Here is a 16,943-nt window from a genome sequence, read left to right as displayed (position 1 = left end):
TGTACCGGGCGGTTGTCAGTCCTAGAAAAGAGGCCGGAGGGCACGTTGATGCAGGAGCCACCGCTCGCGGAGCGAGCGGACCACACTGAAGTGCGAAGCGCCTTCACATTGTCGCGCTGGAACCCGTCTGATAGGTTCAACCGGTAGAAGTGAGGAACCGCAGATGAGCACCGACAACGCTGCCCCGACGCCCGACCAACCCACCCCGCCGGCCGCGACACCCGCTGCGCCCGTGGCGCCCCTGAGCGCCGCGGCCCCGCCCGCGCCGGGCGCGAGCGCGCCGAAACCGGGTGGCCCGGCGCCCTACGCGGGCAAAGGCCCGCCCCGGCCGGGTGCCCCGCGCCCGGGAGGCCCCGGTGGGCCGAATCGCGGCGGCGATCGGCCGAACCGCAGCGACAAGCCGTACAACCCGGGTGGCGCGCCGCAGCAGCTCTACTTCGGCGGCACGAAGCCCAACTCCCGTGAACTCGACAAACTGATCGAGGACGAACTCGCGCAAGCGATGGGCGACTTCGACGTGTCCAAGACCGTCGCGGCCGTGGAAACGGTGCAGAAACCCCGCGCGGCCGGGACCGTGGGCGGTGGGAAGAAGACCGGCGTGATCGTCGGCGTTCACGGCAATGATGTGTTCGTCGAAGTGCCCGGCGGGCGCAGCCAGGGCGTGCTGCCGCTCCAGCAGTTCGAGGGCCGCAAGCCCGCGGTCGGCGAAGCGGTCGAGTTCGACATCGACCACTACGATTCCGCCGACGGGCTGCTCATCCTCACGCGCGAGGGGTCCACGCAGGTCGTCCACGACTGGTCGCAGGTCACTTACGGCATGATCGTGGAGGCCCGCGTCACCGGCACGAACAAGAACAAGACCGGGCTCACGATCGAGGTCGCCGGCATCAAGGGGTTCCTCCCCGCGAGCCAGCTCGATCTGTACCGCGTCGAGAACATCGAACAGTTCGTGAACCAGCGCATTAAGGTGATGGTCGCCGAGGTCAACCCGGAGGAGCGGAACCTGATCGTGAGCCGCCGCGCGGTTCAGGAGAAGGAAAAGCAGGCGAAGGCGGAAGAATTCTGGAAGACCGTCGCGGAGGGCCAGGTGCTCAAGGGCATCGTGCGGAGCATCAAGCCGTTCGGCGCGTTCGTCGACCTCGGCGGCGCGGACGGGCTGATCCCCGCCTCGGAATTCTCCTGGCAGCGGGTCAACGACCTGTCCGAGTTCGTGAAAATCGGTCAGCAGGTCGAAGTGAAGATCAACCGCATCGATTTTGATGCGCGGAAGATCGGGCTGAGCATGAAGCAGCTCACCGTCAGCCCGTTCGAGGAGTACACGAAGCAGGTGCAGGCCGGTGCCCGGATCACGGGCAAAGTCACCCGCATCGCGGAGTTCGGCGCGTTCGTGGAACTGACCCCGGGCGTCGAGGGGCTGATCCACATCTCGGAACTGTCCACGCAGCGCGTGCGCCGCGTGCGCGACATCCTCGAAGAGGGCCAAACGGTCATCGTCGAGGTGCTGAGCATGGACGCGGCCACGCGCCGGATCGCTCTGAGCCTGAAGAAGATCGCGACCGAGGAAGAGGCCGCGGCAGAAGCGGCGGAACAGGCCGAGAACGAAGCGGACCTCAAGGCCGCGGAAGAGGCGATGGCCAGCCGACCGGTGAACCCGAACCTGCGCGGGGGCATCGGCGGGCCGATCAAGTTCGGCACCGAGTGAGTTGAGCCCGTTCTTGCCGGCCGGTTAAGACCCACCGCTCGTTAACACTCGCGGTTCGCCAAAAGACATAGGCGAACCGCGAGTGTTAACGAGCGGGTGGGCTTTTCGAGAATCAACCGGCACGCGAACGGCAAAGCCGGCCCCCACTGCAAGCGGGTTCACAGAACCATTTCATCAGTGTAACCGTATATTACCGCGGTCGTTCCTCCTGTGAGAGACCGCGCGCATGCCAGCCGACGGACCACCGAGCCCGCGTACCCCACGTGAACTCGCAGACCTCCTCGACACCTTGCAAAAGAACGTCGGGCGGGTGTTCCTGGGCAAACCCGACGTAGTCCGGTTCGCGGCCGTCGCACTACTCGCCGACGGGCACCTGCTGCTCGACGACGTGCCGGGCGTCGGCAAAACGCTGCTCGCAAAGGCTCTCGCCCGCAGCCTCGCGTGCAAGTTCAACCGCATCCAGTTCACGCCCGACCTGCTGCCCGGGGACTTGCTCGGCGTCACGATCTACCGCTCCCAGACCGGTGAGTTCATCTTCCAGCCCGGTCCGGTGTTCGCCGAAATCGTGCTCGCGGACGAAATCAACCGCGCGACCCCGCGCACGCAGTCCGCGCTGCTCGAAGCGATGCAGGAGCGGCAAGTCACCGTGGACGGCAACACGCGGCCGCTCGGCCCGCCGTTCCTCGTCGTCGCGACCCAGAACCCGCACGAGTTCGAGGGCACGTACCCGCTCCCCGAGAGTCAACTCGACCGCTTCCTGTTGCGCGTGAAGGTCGGGTACCCGGACCGCGCGGCCGAGCGCGCGATCCTCACGCAGCACCGCGCCGGCGAACCGGTCGAGCACCTCGAACCCGTCCTCCAACCGGCCGACGTGATGGCGCTGCAGGCCCACGTGCGCACGGTGCGCGTCGATCCCTCGATTGCCGATTACGTTCTCGATCTGATCGGCGGGACGCGGACGCACCCGGAACTCGCGCTGGGGGCGAGCACCCGCGCCGCGCTCGCGATGTACCGCGCGGTTCAGGCCTTCGCGGTCACGGCCGGGCGCGACTTCGTGGTGCCCGACGACGTGAAGGCGCTCGCCGAACCGGTCCTGGCGCACCGCCTCGTGACGCGGAGCTGGGCCGCGGGCGGGCACCCGGACGCCGGCCCCATCGTGCGCGAGATCGTCGCGAAGCTCAAGGTGCCGACATGAAACGCACCGAGGGCACCGCGGACGGGCCGCACCTCCAGTTCACCCCGGCCGGGGTCGCGTGGCTCGGCGTGGCCCTGGTGGTCGGCGCGGTCGCGTGGTACAAGAGCATCAACCTGGTGCTCCTCATCGTGTACGTCATGATCGCGCTGGTCGTGCTGAACGGGATTCTCGCCCGGATCAACGTGCGCCGCGCGAGCGCGAAGCGCCTCGCGGTGGGGCCGCTGTTCGCGGGCGAGCGGTCCGAGTACGGCGTGCGCGTGACGAACCACGCGACCCGGGCGATGACCGTCTCGGTCGAGGACCGGTCCACCGCGGGCACGACGAACTTCCTGGCGTACCGCGTGCCGGCGGCGCGGTCGCTCGACTGCACCGCGTCCCGCGCGTTCCCGACCCGCGGGCGGTTCGGCGGCCCGGTCGCGCTGCTCTCGAGCTTCCCGTTCGGGTTCGTGACGTGCCAACTGCCCGGCGACGCGACCGACGAGGTCGTCGTGCTCCCGACGCCCGGGATCGCCGAACCGGACGGGCTGCGCCGGTGGGTCGCCCGGCAAGCCGGCGGCGACGGCCGCGCGCGCAAAGTGCTCCGCCGCGTGACCACGGACCGGGCCGAGGTGCGGGGGGTGCGGGCGTACCGCCCCGGCGACCCGATCCGCGACATCCACTGGCGCACGACCGCCCGGCGCGGCGAGCCGATGGTGCGCGAGTACGACACGGCCCCGTCGCCGGAACTGGTGCTGGTGGTCGAAGCCTGGGTGCCCCCGACACCCACCCCGGCGGACCGCGCCCGGCTCGAAGCCGCGCTGAGCCTCGCGGTCACGATCGCGGTCACCTGGCGCCACGCCTTCGACAGCCCGGTCACCGTTGTGGTGCCGGGGCACGGTGCCGGGACCGCGCACTCGGCCGAGGAGCTGCGCGAAGTGCTCGCGCCGCTCGCGGACGTGCCCGGCGGCCCGGAGCACGAGGCGCCGACCGCGTCGGTGTTCGGGGGGCGCCTCGCGCGCGGCGCCCGGGTCGTGGTGAGCAGCCGGCCGGACACGCCGTTCGCGGGCGCGCTGGCGCGGGCCACGGGCAAGCCGTTCGCGGCCGTGTGCCCCGCCGACCGGCTCCCGTGGTACCAGCCGCCGAAGGTTCCGTAGGGCGGATCGGTTTCCGCACCGGCCCGTTTTCCGAACGCCGCACAGAGCCGCATGGGGCGATCCCGATGCCGACCGAAGCGACCTTCCGGTTCAGCACGTACCTGACGCTCGCCCTCGCGTGCGTCACCCTGGGCTACGCGCAAGCCCCCATGCTCCCCGAGGCTGCGGGGTTCGCCGCGCTCGCCGTGCTCGCGCTCGGCGCGCTCTACTTCATCGAAACGCGGTTCGCGCTCCTCACGATCCCGGCCGCGAACCGGCTCGGGGCCGTGGTCGTAGCGTGTTTCGTCCTGTGGGGCGCGTACCGGGTCAAGCGGGAGATCGACACGGGGGAGTTCGCGAACCTGGGCTGGCCCATGCTCATGGTCGCGATGTTCGGGCCGCTGGTGGTGATGCTGCTCCCGGCGAAAGTGGCCCGCGGCGAGAAGCACGCGGGGGACTACTGGTGGCTCCACGGGCTCGCGCTGGCGGGGGTCGGGCTGGCCGCCGCGTTCGCCGAGGAGCCGCTGTGCTTCGCGCTCGTCGGGCTGTACCTCGGCGCGGCCGTGTGGAGCCTCTCGCTGTTCTACCTCGGGCGCGCGAGCGGGGCCGTCCCGCCGATCCCCGACCCGAAGGCGGCGCCCGTGCCCGCCGCGGCCGCGTCCGGCGAGCCGCTCGGCACGCGCACGGACTTCCGATCGGCGCTGGTGTGGGCCGCGGTCACCGGGGCGGTCGCGGTGCCCGTTTACCTCCTGACCCCGCGCTCGCTGGCGCCGAAGGCGGACTTCGGCAAGCCCCGCGTCGAGATCGGGTACGCCGCGGACCAGATGGTGGACCTGAACCGCACCGGGGCGCTCAAAACGAACTCCGAGACCGCGTTCGAGGTGACCGCGACCTACCCCGACGGTAAACCGAAAACGGACCTGAACCCCGACCAGCGGTGGCGCGGGCGCACGCACCAGCAGTACGCGAACGGCGCCTGGAACATGGAGCCGAAGCGCCTGCCGAACCTCGTCCGCACCGCCCGGCAATCGACCCCGTGGGTGGCGCCGGACCTCGGCCCGGGCCAGTTCGCGCTCGCGTTCGACCTGCCCGCCAAGGCGAAAGCGTACTTCGTCGCCGATCCAATCATCTGGCTCCCGAACCAGCCGGTGCCGCTCGCCGGGGTGACCGACGCCGGCGAGCACGGGTGGATGCCCAGCCCGGACGGGACCTTCTACTGGGACCCGGCCCAGCGCGCCCGCACGCGCCAGTTGCGGTACGTTCAGGCGTACACGGTCGAATCGGACCCGGACCTCGGGCCGGGGTTCCAGATCGTCGATTCCCGGCTCGACGACTCGCTCGATCAGCTCCGCACCAACCCCGTGGAGCGCGTGAAGGAGTACGCGGACCAGCTCCTCGCCGACCTGATCGAGGCGGGCAAGCTCCCGGCCGAGTGGCGCGACCCGGCCAAGCTCCGCGACCCCAAACGGCGGCTCCCGCGCGCCGAGCACCACGACCTCATCGCGCGCGCGTTCTCCGCGCACCTCGCGACCACCCCGACCCTGCGGTACACCACCGACCTGAAGCGCACGAACGCCAAGATCGATCCCGTTGAGGACTTCCTCTTTCACTCGAAGGCCGGGCACTGCGAGCGGTTCGCCACGGCGCTGGTCCTCATGCTCCGGTCCCAGGGCATCCCCGCGGTGTTCGTCCTCGGCTTCAAGGGGCACGAGCACGCGGGCGACGGGAAGTACCTCGTGAAACAGGAGCACGCCCACGCCTGGGCCGAGGCGTTCGTGTCGGTCCCCATCCCGGCGGCCGACCGGCACCCCGACGGGCCGACCCACCTCTTCCACTGGCGCGGCCTCGACCCCACACCCGGTGGCGGCGACGCCACCGACGACGCGAACCAGGACTGGTGGCACAAGGCGAACTCCTGGGTCGGTACGCAGTTCCAGCACTACGTGACCGATTACACGCCGGAACAGCGCCGGAAGGAACTCGCGGGGTTCGCGAACCGGCTCACGCAAGTCAACACGCTCCTCGCACTCGTCAACGTGATCGTGCTCGCGTTCAGCGTGCGGGCCGTGCTCCGGTGGCGCGCGCGCCGGACCGGGGCCGCGCCCGCCCCGCAGACGCCGACGCGGTGGTTCGGGGAGCTGGTCACCGTGCTCTCCGCGCACGGGATCGCGCCGGGGGCGGGCGACACGCCGATGGAGTTCGCGCTCGGTGCGGCCGACGCGCTCCGCGCCCGCGCCGGGTGCGCCGGGGTCGCGGAGGTTCCCATCGCGTGGGCGGGAGCGTATTATCAAGACCGGTTCGGCGGGGCGCCCCCGTCGGACGCCCGGCTCGCGGAACTGGACCACGACCTGGAGCAGCTCCGCCGCGCCCTCGAAACGCGAGTGTAACGAATGAGTGCGGTAAAGCGCCTGCGCGCCGAGACGTCCGTTGTCGTCGTGATCGACATCCAGGACAAGCTCCTGCCGAAGATCCCGAGCGCCCCCGCGCTCGTGCGGAACGCGGGCTTCGTGCTCGACGTCGCCGCACTACTCGAAGTCCCCGCGCGGGCCACGGAGCAGTATCCCAAGGGCCTCGGCGCGACCGCGCCGGAGATCGCGCGCCGGCTCCCCGCGGGGCTCCCCGCGAAGACCGCGTTCAGTTGCTGCGGCGCCGGGACGTTCCTCGAAGAACTCGAAATGCTCCGGCGCCCGAACGTGGTGCTGGTCGGTATGGAGACGCACGTGTGCGTCGCGCAGACCGCCCTCGATTTGCTTCGCGCCGGGCTGCACGTGTTCCTCCCGGTGGACGCGCTCGGGGCGCGCTACGAAATCGACCACGCCACCGCGCTGCGCCGGCTCGAGCAGGCCGGCGCGGTGCCGACCACGGTCGAAGCGGTCGCATTCGAGTGGCTGATCGACGCCACCCACCCGCAGTTCAAGGCGGTCAGCGAGTTAGTAAAGCGGAGGGCCGAAGGGTAAGGGCGAAAAGCTAAAAGCGCCACGCTTTTGTCTTTTCACCCCTTCACCCGTCCGCCCCTTCGCCCTTTCATGAGAACAGAGCGCCTTCATTCGTCCGAAAGTGAGCCTCCCCATGACAGCCCTCCCCGGTCAACTGAACCCCACGCCGCGCCTGCTCCTCGGGCCGGGTCCGAGCGACGCCCACCCGCGCGTCCTCTCGGTGATGTCCACGCCGCTGCTCGGGCACCTGGACCCGCAGTTCCTGGACATCATGACCGAAACGCAGACCATGCTGCGCGAGGTGTACCAGACGAAGAACCCGCTCACGTTCCCGGTGTCCGCGACCGGCATGGCCGGCATGGAAACGTGCTTCGTGAACCTGATCGAACCGGGCGACCCGGTCGTGGTGTGCAGCATCGGCTACTTCGGCACGCGCATGATCGACGTGGCCGGGCGCACCGGCGCGAAGCTCACGGTGAAGGAGAAGCCGTGGGGCCAAGTGTTCGATCTCAATGAATTGCGCGACATCCTGAAGGAAACGCGCCCGAAGGTGCTCGGGCTGGTTCACGCCGAAACGTCCACCGGTGCCCTGCAGGACATCTCGCAGGTCGGTAAGCTGTGCCACGAGTTCGGTACGCTGCTGATTACCGACTGCGTGACCACGCTCGGCTGCACGCCGGTGAAGCTCGACGAGTGGGAAGTGGACGCGGCGTTCAGTTGCTCGCAGAAGGGGCTGAGCTGCCCGCCCGGGATGTCGCCCATCAGCTTCAGCCCGCGCGCGGTGGACGCGCTCAAGAACCGCAAGACGAAGGTGCAGAGCTGGTACCTCGACCTCACCTCGATCCAGAGCTACTGGGGCGGGGACCGGGCGTACCACCACACGGCCCCCATCACGATGATCTACGCGCTCCGCGAGGGGCTGCGATTGGTTCTGGAAGAGGGCCTGGAGGCCCGGTACGCACGGCACCTGCGCAACCACGCTGCACTGAAAGCCGGCCTGGAGGCGCTCGGGTTGGAGTACATCGCGGCGGAAGCGTGTCGGCTCCCGCAAGTGAACGCGGTCAAGATCCCCGCGGGCGTCGATGACGTTGCGGGGCGCAAGCGCCTGCTCACCGAGTTCGGCATCGAGATCGGCGGCGGGCTGGGCGATTTCAAGGGCAAGGCGTGGCGCATCGGGATCATGGGCTACAACAGCCGCTCGATCTGCGTGCTGTCGGTGCTCGCCGCGCTGGAGTACGTGCTCCGCGGGGCGGGCGTGAAGGTGACACCGGGCAGCGGCGTCGCCGCCGCTGAACTCGCCTACTCTGCATAAACAGTGAGTGAAAACTATGGTGACCCCGCGCCTCCACGAAGCTACGTGGGAAAGGATGATCCAAGCCGTGGAAGACGTGCGCGAGCGCTGCGAACTGGCGGCCAGAACGCTGGAGGCCGCCGGCATTCCTTACGCGGTTGTCGGGGGGCACGCGGTCGCGAACTGGATCGCCAGTATCGACCGAGGCTCCGTGCGGAACACGAGAGACGTGGATATTCTCGTTCGACGGGATGATCTGGAGCACATCAAAGCCGCCCTGGATTCCGTCGGCTTCGACTACGCCGAAGTCACGGGTATCCACCTATTCGTGAAGCGCCCGGACGGAAAACCGAGCGAGGGCATTCACATCATCTTCGCAGGGGAAAGGGTATTCCCCAATGATCCCGTCCCTGCTCCCGAAGTAAACGAATCCGCCCGCAGTGCCGCGTTCCAAGTTCTTGAACTTGAACCACTCGTGAGAATGAAGCTGGTCGCGTTCCGTCGGAAAGACCAAGTGCATTTGCAGGACATGGTGCGGCTCGGCTTGCTCGACGCCACGTGGCCGGGCCGGTTCCCGGAGCCATTAGCCGAAAGATTGCGGGAAATTCTCGCCGATCCCGACGGCTGAGCAACGAATAGCTCCGAAAGGCGCGCGTCTGCGGTAGCGGCCGGGCGCCCGTGTGGTAAACTCGGATCGCTGTTCACGTATCAGTAACGGAGTCGTCCATGTTCGACCGCATCTCGAACGGTTTTTCCCTCGCCGGGAGCACCTGGCGCGTCCTCGTGCGGGACAAACACCTGCTGCTCTTCCCGCTCGTAAGCGGGTTCCTGTTCCTGCTCGTGATGCTCAGCTTCGCGGTGCCACTGGCCACGCTGGTCGATTGGAACCAGTTCCAGGCGCAACTCCAGAAGAACAACAACCGGCCCCCGGTCTGGGTGTACGCGGTCTCGTTCGCGTTCTACTTCTGCACGTACTTTGTCATCATCTTCTGCAACTCGGCGCTGATTAGTTGCGCGATGCTCCGGTTCAATGGCGAGACCCCGAGCCTCGGCGACGGGTTCCGGATGGCGCTCTCCCGGCTCCCGCAAATCTTCGCGTGGGCGGTAGTGTCGGCCACCGTGGGCGTGCTGCTGAAGGTGATCGAGAACGCGCACGAGAAGGCCGGCGAGATCGTCGCGTGGCTCCTGGGCAGTGCGTGGTCGATCATGACGTTCTTCGTCGTACCGGTGCTGGTCGTGGAGAAGGTCGGGCCGGTCGCCGCGGTGGGCCGGTCGGTGTCGCTGCTCCGCAAGACGTGGGGCGAAGCGCTCGTCGGCAACATGGGCCTGAACTTCATCCTGTTCCTGCTCTTCCTGCCGGTGATCCTGCTGTTCGTGGTCGGCGTGCTCCTCTTGGTTCAGGGCTCGACCGTACCGGGGGCCGCACTGCTGGTCGCGGCCGGGATCGCGTTCCTTCTGCACATGGCCGTGAGTTCGGCGCTGCACACGATCTTCCTCGCCGCGCTGTACCAGTACGCCTCCGACCGGCGCATCCCCGAAGGGTTCGACCGCCACTCGATGGAATCCGCGTTCGCGCACGGGTGAGAAGCTTCACGCGGGTGTTAATGCACGGGTGCCCCGGGAGCTTCCGGCCCTGGGGTAAGGTCCGATTGCGGGAGCGGTATCCCACGTTGCCGCTACCGTTCTTCTTCTCGCCACCGGAAAATTATCGGCTCGTAAATTCCTATCTCTCAAAGACTTATCTCGCGGTACTCGCGATTCCGACGAGTACGTCGCGCGAATTTTGACCCAATTTTGCTCCCGCGACCATCCTTTAAGTGGTCGCCACCCTACCTCTCCGCGCTCCAAGATATTGGGGTCCGCGTTCTTTTCGGGAACTGCCTCTGCCACAACACGAGTGGACGATGTCGGTCAATCGACTCAACGACCCCGCGGGACCGGCTGCCGACGGCGAACTGTCCGACCGGGAACTGCTCCAGCGGTTCCAGGCCCGGAACGACGAGGCCGCGTTCGCCGCGGTGCTCCAGCGACACGGGCCGATGGTCCTGCGCGCGTGTCGGCGCGTGCTCGACCGCGCGGAAGACGCCGAGGACGTGTTCCAGGCGACGTTCCTCGTGCTCGCGCGCAAGGCCGGAACTGTGACCTGGCGCGAATCGGTTGGCACTTGGCTCCACGAGGCCGCCAACCGGCTCGCCCGGGACGTGCGCCGGAGCCGCGCGCGCCGACAGGCGCGGGAGGCCCGCCAGCCGGCGCGCGAGAGCGGTGACGCACTCACCGAGGTGAGTAGCCGCGAACTGCTGACGATCCTCGACGACGAGATGGCCGGGCTGCCCGAAGAGTGCCGCGCGCCGCTGCTCCTGTGTTGCCTGGAGGGGATGAGCGGCGACGAAGCGGCCGACCACCTCGGGTGCTCCCCGAGCACGCTGAAGCGGCGGCTCCGCCAGGGGCGCGAGTTGCTCCAGGCCCGGCTCGCACGGCGCGGAATCGCACTGTCGGTCGCGGGGCTCACCACGCTCCTGACGGGCGGCATCGGCGCGGCGCGCGTGCCCACCGAACTGGCCACTGTGACGACGCGGGCCGCCGTGCTGACCGGCGCGGGCGCGCCTCTCACCCCCGGACTGGTTTCACCCGCGGCCGTGGCGCTGATGCGCCGACTGGTGCCGGTGGTGTCGGCCAAAGTGAAAATCGCGATCGGGCTACTGGTTCTCGGCGGGCTGTGTGCCGTTGCGGTCGTCTCGGGAAAATGGAACACGGTCGGCGGTGCCCCTGAAGGCGCGGAAGCGCACGCGCCGGGCGAAGCGCCCAATGCACCCGCGCCGGGCAAGCCGACGGTGCCGGTGACGGTGGAGACGAGCCTCCGAACGAACGCCGGGCAGATCCGCCAGTTCGTGCTCGACGGTGACCCCACAACGGCGTTCGCATCGGCTACCAACCCGGGGCCAGCGGATCACTTCACGCTCATATTCGACCGCGCGGTTGCCGTGAAGGGCATTGATGTGCGCACCGGCGGCGCGAACGGCGGGTGGGCGCTGGCGGGCGGGCGCCTGGAAGTGTCCGGGGACGGTGCGGTTTTCGAGCCGCTGGCCCAATTCGCTGGCGGAACGGCGCGGGGTGACGCGGGTGGGCGAAAAGTGATCGCGGTCCGGGTCCGCCCGGTCGCCCAACAACACCCGCTCATGATTCGCGAGATCACAATCGACTCCGAACCGGCGCTGGCCCGGTTCCGGCACCCGATCGAGTTCGCGGTAGACACGACCGCGGCCCCGGAACTGGCGGAGTGGGCCGAGCGCACGACACGGGCGTGCGAGCGGTTCTACCCGACGATCGTCGACGAACTCGCGGCCGACGGGTTCCGCCCGCCGACACTGATCCCGTTCATCGTGCGCCGCGATCCGGCGGCACTGGTGGCCGCATCACGCGGCCGGCTGATCGTCTCCGCGGGGTACTTTGAAGCGAACCCGCGCGACACCGGGGCGGTGGTCCATGCGACCTCTTACATCGTTCAGGCGTACCACGGGCGCGCGACCCCGGACTGGCTCGTGCAGGGCGTCGCGGACTACATTCGGTTCTTCAAGTTCGAGCCGGGCGCGATCGGCCCGCCCGACCCGGACACCGCCCGGTACGACGGCGACTCGAAGGAGACCGCCGCGTTCCTGGCCTACCTCGTTGCGTCCTACGAGCCCACTTTTGTGCGTCGACTCAATGCGGCCCTGCGCGAGGGGCGCTACACCGACGACCTGTGGGTGTCACTGACCGGGAAATCTCTCCGCGAGCTCGGTGAAGAGTGGCACCGCTCGCTCCGCCGCTGACGGCCCGGCCGTGGCCGCATCTTTTTCCCCCTCGCTCGTGCCCGGGAACCGGAGCGCGAACGTGGTCCACTCGTACCGCCTTGTGGAGAACCGAGTTATGCCCATTGTCCCCCGTTCGATCGGCCGCCGAAGCGCGTTCACGCTCATTGAATTATTGGTGGTGATCGCCATTATCGCGATCCTCATCGGGTTGCTCCTGCCCGCGGTGCAAAAGGTGCGCGAGGCCGCGGCGCGCTTGAAGTGCCAAAACAACCTGAAGCAGATCGGCCTGGCCCTTCACAACTATCACGACGCGAACCAGCGGTTCCCCACGGGCCGGCCGGTCTTCCCGTCCAGCCTGAGTGCGAGCCTGGGCGGGGCACAGATGCCCGCGTTCCTGGCGTACCAGCCCGGCAGTTCGTCCGCGATCTCGCCCGAAGAGATCGGCGGCTGGATGATGCGCGTGCTGCCCTACGTCGAACAGGACGCCGTGCAGCGCCTGACCGCCGGCAAGTCCGCGGGGGACGTCGCGACCGGGTTCTCCGCGATGAGCGCCGTGTCCGTCTCGGTTTACGCGTGCCCGTCGGCCGTTGCACCGACCGCCGGGGCCAACCCGACACCGCTCCCCGCGTGGGCCAGCTACGCGGGCGTCACCGGGAGCAACGAAAACACCGACCCGAGCACCGGCCCGCTCGGGATGAACGCGACCAACGGCATGTTCCCGGTGAAGACGCCGTTCGGCCCGGACACGAGCGTGCGCCCGCGCGTGCAAATGACGAGCATCACGGACGGGCTGAGCAACACGGTCGCGGTCGGCGAGCGGCACGTGACGCTGCGCGGAACGACCTGGGCCGGGGCCGACTACCACACCCTGCTCGCGTTCCCCAACCAGAACTCGTTCGGCGGCGTCGGCCCGAACGGGGCGATCACCCTGACCGCGTGCCCGGGCTCGCTCCCGGGGCGGTACGCGCCGTTCGTCGCGTCCGATTCGTGCAGCCAGGACCGGTACAACAGCCCGCACACCGCCGGAGGGAACTGGCTCCTGGCCGACGGCAGCGTGCGGCTGTTCGCGTACAGCGCGGGCACGACCGTCCTCCCCGCGATGGTGACCATCGCCGGCAGCGAGGTGGTCACCGAATGAACACGCCAACACACCAATCCGCCGGGGCGCGCCGGTTCGCAACGGCCCGCGCCGCGTGGATCGCACTCGCGGCCGTGTTCGCGGTCACGGTCACGGGGTGTGGGAAATCACACGCGGACGTGAGCGGGTCGGTTTCGTACCACGGGCGCCCGGTCGTATACGGCACGGTGAGCGTCATCGGATCGGACCAGATGACGTACTACGGGCACATCCAACCGGACGGGACGTTCACCGTTCGGCACGTCCCGGTGGGGCCGGCGCGGGTCGGCGTCTACAGCCCGGACCCGTACTACGAGTTGCCGGTGCCGCAATCGGTCAAGCTCCAGATGGAGCAGGCGCGGAAGGAATCCGGGGTCGAAGCGCCACCGAAGCCCCCCAAGGGCCAGTGGTTCAAAATCCCCCCGAAGTACGCCGACCCGCTGACGTCCGGGGTGACGGCCGAGATCGCCTCACCCACTCCGGCGCTCGAGTTGAAATTGGACTGATTGCGCGACACGTCTTGGCTGAAAACACCTGCGGTCTCAGGCCGGCTCCTGGGACCGCGGGTGTCGTGCCCGATAGCACTTTACTTTCACTTCGTTTACAGCCTCGATCGCTTCCATCCGGGATACCCTCAACGCCTCGGAATCCGTTCCATCGCATCGTGGTGGTGACCGCCCGGGCGTGTGTGAACCACCCCTGGGACCGCGAACGTCTCGTCCGCTCTTCGGATTTTCGCCACCATACATGCGCGGTCCCAGCCCCGTGCCCGACGACGGGCTTGCAGTCGACGCGAGATCAGTCATGCTGAGAGCGGAGGGGAAGCAATGACCGAAGCGGAATGGCTGGCGTGCGAAGACTTGAAACAGATGCTCGATCACCTCGGGAGAAGGGCGAGCGAGCGAAAGTTGAGGTTATTTGGGTGCTCATGCGCCCGGAGAATCGGGGCAGCAATCAGCGCTCCCGGGGAGTACAAAGTGAGCCCTCGAATCTTAATAAGCGAGCGACTCGCAGACGACCAAGTGCGTGATGACGCCGAGCTTGCGGAGGCACGGGAGGAGTGGGCGGTGGGAGAATACTCATCGGACTCATGCACTCTCTATTCCACGCAAGCGACGGTAGACACAGACGCATTCGCCGCCGCATTAGGGGCTGCTTGGCATGCGGCAGAGGGTTTCGGAATGCTCGCCTCAGAAGAACCTCGACAGGACAGACGCGCACGAACTGAAGCGTTCGTGGCCGCTCGGCAAGCCGAGCACTCCGCTCAGGCCGGGCTCCTACGTGACATCTTCGGCAACCCGTTCCGGTCCGTGACCCTCTCCCCGTCTTGGCGCGCTTCCACTGCGGTCGCACTCGCGGCGCAGATGTACGAGTCGCGTGACTTCAGCGCGATGCCGATCCTGGCCGACGTGCTCCAAGACGCGGGGTGTGACAACGCCGACATCCTCGATCACTGCCGCGATGCCGATGCGCCGCACGTGCGAGGGTGCTGGGTCGCGGACCTCGTGCTCGGTAAGGAGTGAGCGTCGGGGAATGGGTGGCACGACCTTTCCGGGTTTGTGTCTTTATTTCCACTAATAATCCCAACGCCACTGCGCGATTATGCGTATAATATCTAGCAGTGGAGCATTCGCCCGCACGAATAAAAGCAGCCGGAGGGGGAGTTCGGGGTGAGCGAATGTTAGCCGATACGAGCGCAGAATGTCGTTTTTCCCGGAGAAATCGAAGGGTGCGTGGACCAACCCCAAATTGTTAGCGTTTGTTACCCGCGCGCCGGCGTGCGAACTTCGACACGAGAATTGCGAACAGGAAGTCCGTGAAATTCAGAGAAGTGAAGTTACTTTGCACGTTTGTCGTAGCGCTGGTAGCGGTACGGCGACTTCCTGAACACGTCGTCGATCAACTCGAACAGGTCCGGGTCGTACTTGGCGAGTTTCTCGCGCGTGTTGATGTCGTTGTGAACGCCCGCGTTTGGTGGGCTGTTACAGTCAAAGTAAGATTGAACACCCTCGGCCCAATATTCAACCGCGTTGGTCGCAGCGTAGGTGTTCTTCCACAATCCCTGCTCGATCGCGCGGGTGTAAATTGCGCGGAGCGTACCCTCAAACTTCGGGTCCACTGCGCGCAGGCCGTACTGGTGGATGCAGTGACTGAATTCGTGAATCAGAATGTTCTCCCGCGGGTACCGGTCGCCCCGCAGGTTCAGTAGGTTCTCTTCCCCGCACGACGTGACACGCCCGCCCAGTCCGCGTGCGCGCTTGTCCCAATAGTCCTTCGGAGTCATGTTCCGCTGCTCGGGCACGTCAGTGGTCATTTCGGTCGGGGCCATCACGACGAACCGACAATTGGCCTTCACGAGCGCCCGGGTCACGTCGTCGCGGTCCGCGAGCATCGTGCCGATGAGGTGCCGCGCTTCCGCGAGCGCGGCGTCCGAGACTTTGCCGGACGCGAGAACGGGAAGCCCCTTGTGGTCGGCGGTTTTCTCGTAGAAGGGATCGAGTTTGAGCGCCTTGCGGAGTTCATCCGACACCGGCCGGACGATCATCCGCGGTGCGGGCGCGGCCTCACGCGGTTCCGGCGCGCCCGCCGCACGCGGCAACACGTTCAGCGCGAGAACCACACCTACCGCGAACCAACGCGCGCGACGCATGGCGATCGTCTCCGGTTCGTAACGAGGGCCGCGAATATCGTACCGCACCCGGGGCGCGCGGGTATGATCGAATCGTTCGGTTATTCGCGTGATTCAGGAGCGGGCCATGCGCAGTGTGATCTACGCGAGTTCCGGGGCGGTACTCTTCGCGCTCCTTGCTCCCGCCGCCGATCCCAAAGCGGACGCGGTCACGAAGGAGCAGATCGAAAGCGACCTGAAGCTCGTGCCGAAAGTGTTCGGCGACACGCGAATCATCGAAGCCGGCACACAGCCGTACATCGATTTCAAGCTGGTCAACACCTCAAAAACGCGCACGCACAAGGTGGTGAAGCCCGGCGACGGCTCCGAGTGTGGCTGGCGCGACCCGTGGGTTCACGTGACCGCGGAGCAGCGCGGCGTGGACGGTTCATGGGCCGCGATGCAGCGCCTGTCACACGGCCGGTGCGGGCTGTACGATTCGGACTGGCCCAAGGACGCGGTTGAGCTGAAGCCGGGCGCGGAACTGGCGCTCGCCAACTGGTACTCGCCGGACCGGTTCGAGTTCCAGTACCCGGGCAAGGTGCGCCTGACCGGGCACTATGCGTACCGCGCCGTCAACGGGAAGGGCGGCAAACCGCGCCTCGACACCGAGCGCGGACTCATGGCCGGGGTGCCACTCTTCGAGGTGCGCTCGGAGCCGGTCGAGTTCGAGGTGGTGCGGTCGTTCGACGTCCGCGCGAAGGTGAAGAAGGCGCTGAAGGTCGGCGTCGAGATGAAGGCCAGCGAGGTCATCGAAATCACCGTCACGAACACCTCGAACAAGCGGCAAACGGTGGGCAACATCAGCCAGAACGGGTACGGGGTCGGCATCACACCGCACTCCGAGAACGCGAGCACGATCGCATTCAAGGACGTGCCGGTGTACGGCGAACTGAAGTTCCTGGAACCCGGTGAGACGGCAACGGTCTTCGGCGGCGGTGACTTCGCGGGCAAGGTCGACGGTTCGTGGAGGGGCATCAAGGCCGGCACGGTCCGCGTGCGCGTGAGTTACAGCATCCCGACCAACAGTTCCGCCACGCACGTCGTTTTCGTAGACGCAGAAGTGCGCGTGGAGTGAGTTCTGACGAGTGGGTTAGGTGTGTCGTTTATTGCGTTCTCGGCCACCAATAG

14 protein-coding genes are annotated in these 16,943 nt (G+C 67.5%); 13 read left to right on the top strand and 1 reads right to left on the bottom strand.

Annotated features, from left to right (window positions below; all coding sequences use genetic code 11):
- Positions 1 to 163 precede the first annotated feature (163 nt).
- From J8F10_RS12565 to J8F10_RS12510, 12 genes are all read left to right on the top strand, one after another.
- Positions 164 to 1,702: a 30S ribosomal protein S1 gene (locus J8F10_RS12565; protein ID WP_210654149.1), complete on the top strand. Its 1,539-nt coding sequence runs from the start codon at positions 164 to 166 to the stop codon at positions 1,700 to 1,702.
- Between the two features lie 226 nt (positions 1,703 to 1,928).
- On the top strand, positions 1,929 to 2,897 hold the full coding sequence (locus tag J8F10_RS12560) for an AAA family ATPase (RefSeq protein WP_210654148.1): 969 nt from the start codon (positions 1,929 to 1,931) through the stop codon (positions 2,895 to 2,897).
- Positions 2,894 to 4,030, top strand: coding sequence for a DUF58 domain-containing protein (locus J8F10_RS12555; protein ID WP_210654147.1), 1,137 nt, complete (start codon positions 2,894 to 2,896; stop codon positions 4,028 to 4,030). The genes J8F10_RS12560 and J8F10_RS12555 overlap by 4 nt, the downstream gene beginning before the upstream one ends.
- Positions 4,031 to 4,095: 65 nt before the next feature.
- The gene (locus J8F10_RS39830; protein ID WP_210654146.1) at positions 4,096 to 6,396 is read left to right on the top strand and encodes a transglutaminase family protein; all 2,301 of its coding nucleotides are present in this window, start codon (positions 4,096 to 4,098) and stop codon (positions 6,394 to 6,396) included.
- A 3-nt stretch (positions 6,397 to 6,399) separates the two neighbouring features.
- Entirely contained in the window at positions 6,400 to 6,966 is a 567-nt protein-coding gene (locus J8F10_RS12545) for a hydrolase (protein ID WP_210654145.1), read from the top strand.
- 112 nt (positions 6,967 to 7,078) lie between these two features.
- The gene (locus J8F10_RS12540) at positions 7,079 to 8,257 is read left to right on the top strand and encodes a pyridoxal-phosphate-dependent aminotransferase family protein (RefSeq protein ID WP_210654144.1); all 1,179 of its coding nucleotides are present in this window, start codon (positions 7,079 to 7,081) and stop codon (positions 8,255 to 8,257) included.
- Positions 8,258 to 8,312: 55 nt separating this feature from the next.
- Positions 8,313 to 8,864 carry a nucleotidyltransferase family protein gene (locus J8F10_RS12535; RefSeq protein ID WP_246523222.1) on the top strand — a complete coding sequence of 184 codons (552 nt, stop codon included), beginning with the start codon at positions 8,313 to 8,315 and terminating at the stop codon, positions 8,862 to 8,864.
- Between the two features lie 98 nt (positions 8,865 to 8,962).
- Positions 8,963 to 9,820 (top strand): DUF6159 family protein, encoded by an 858-nt coding sequence (locus tag J8F10_RS12530; RefSeq protein WP_210654142.1) that lies wholly within the window; start codon positions 8,963 to 8,965, stop codon positions 9,818 to 9,820.
- 320 nt (positions 9,821 to 10,140) lie between these two features.
- Entirely contained in the window at positions 10,141 to 12,045 is a 1,905-nt protein-coding gene (locus J8F10_RS12525; protein ID WP_210654141.1) for a sigma-70 family RNA polymerase sigma factor, read from the top strand.
- A 97-nt stretch (positions 12,046 to 12,142) separates the two neighbouring features.
- The gene (locus J8F10_RS12520; protein WP_210654140.1) at positions 12,143 to 13,165 is read left to right on the top strand and encodes a DUF1559 family PulG-like putative transporter; all 1,023 of its coding nucleotides are present in this window, start codon (positions 12,143 to 12,145) and stop codon (positions 13,163 to 13,165) included.
- Positions 13,162 to 13,650: a hypothetical protein gene (locus J8F10_RS12515; protein ID WP_210654139.1), complete on the top strand. Its 489-nt coding sequence runs from the start codon at positions 13,162 to 13,164 to the stop codon at positions 13,648 to 13,650. The genes J8F10_RS12520 and J8F10_RS12515 overlap by 4 nt, the downstream gene beginning before the upstream one ends.
- A gap of 729 nt (positions 13,651 to 14,379) precedes the next feature.
- Positions 14,380 to 14,667 (top strand): hypothetical protein, encoded by a 288-nt coding sequence (locus tag J8F10_RS12510; protein ID WP_210654138.1) that lies wholly within the window; start codon positions 14,380 to 14,382, stop codon positions 14,665 to 14,667.
- A gap of 314 nt (positions 14,668 to 14,981) precedes the next feature.
- Here J8F10_RS12510 and J8F10_RS12505 read toward each other — a convergent pair whose 3' ends face one another.
- The gene (locus J8F10_RS12505; RefSeq protein ID WP_210654137.1) at positions 14,982 to 15,794 is read right to left on the bottom strand and encodes a hypothetical protein; all 813 of its coding nucleotides are present in this window, start codon (positions 15,792 to 15,794) and stop codon (positions 14,982 to 14,984) included.
- A 106-nt stretch (positions 15,795 to 15,900) separates the two neighbouring features.
- Here J8F10_RS12505 and J8F10_RS12500 point away from each other — a divergent pair, with 106 nt between their 5' ends.
- Positions 15,901 to 16,890 (top strand): hypothetical protein, encoded by a 990-nt coding sequence (locus tag J8F10_RS12500; protein ID WP_210654136.1) that lies wholly within the window; start codon positions 15,901 to 15,903, stop codon positions 16,888 to 16,890.
- Positions 16,891 to 16,943 lie beyond the last annotated feature (53 nt).

The sequence above is a fragment of the Gemmata palustris genome (assembly GCF_017939745.1).
Taxonomy (GTDB): Bacteria; Planctomycetota; Planctomycetia; order Gemmatales; family Gemmataceae; genus Gemmata; species Gemmata palustris.
Note: the sequence above shows the minus strand (reverse complement) of the source record. Positions and strands in the feature narration are given on the sequence as shown.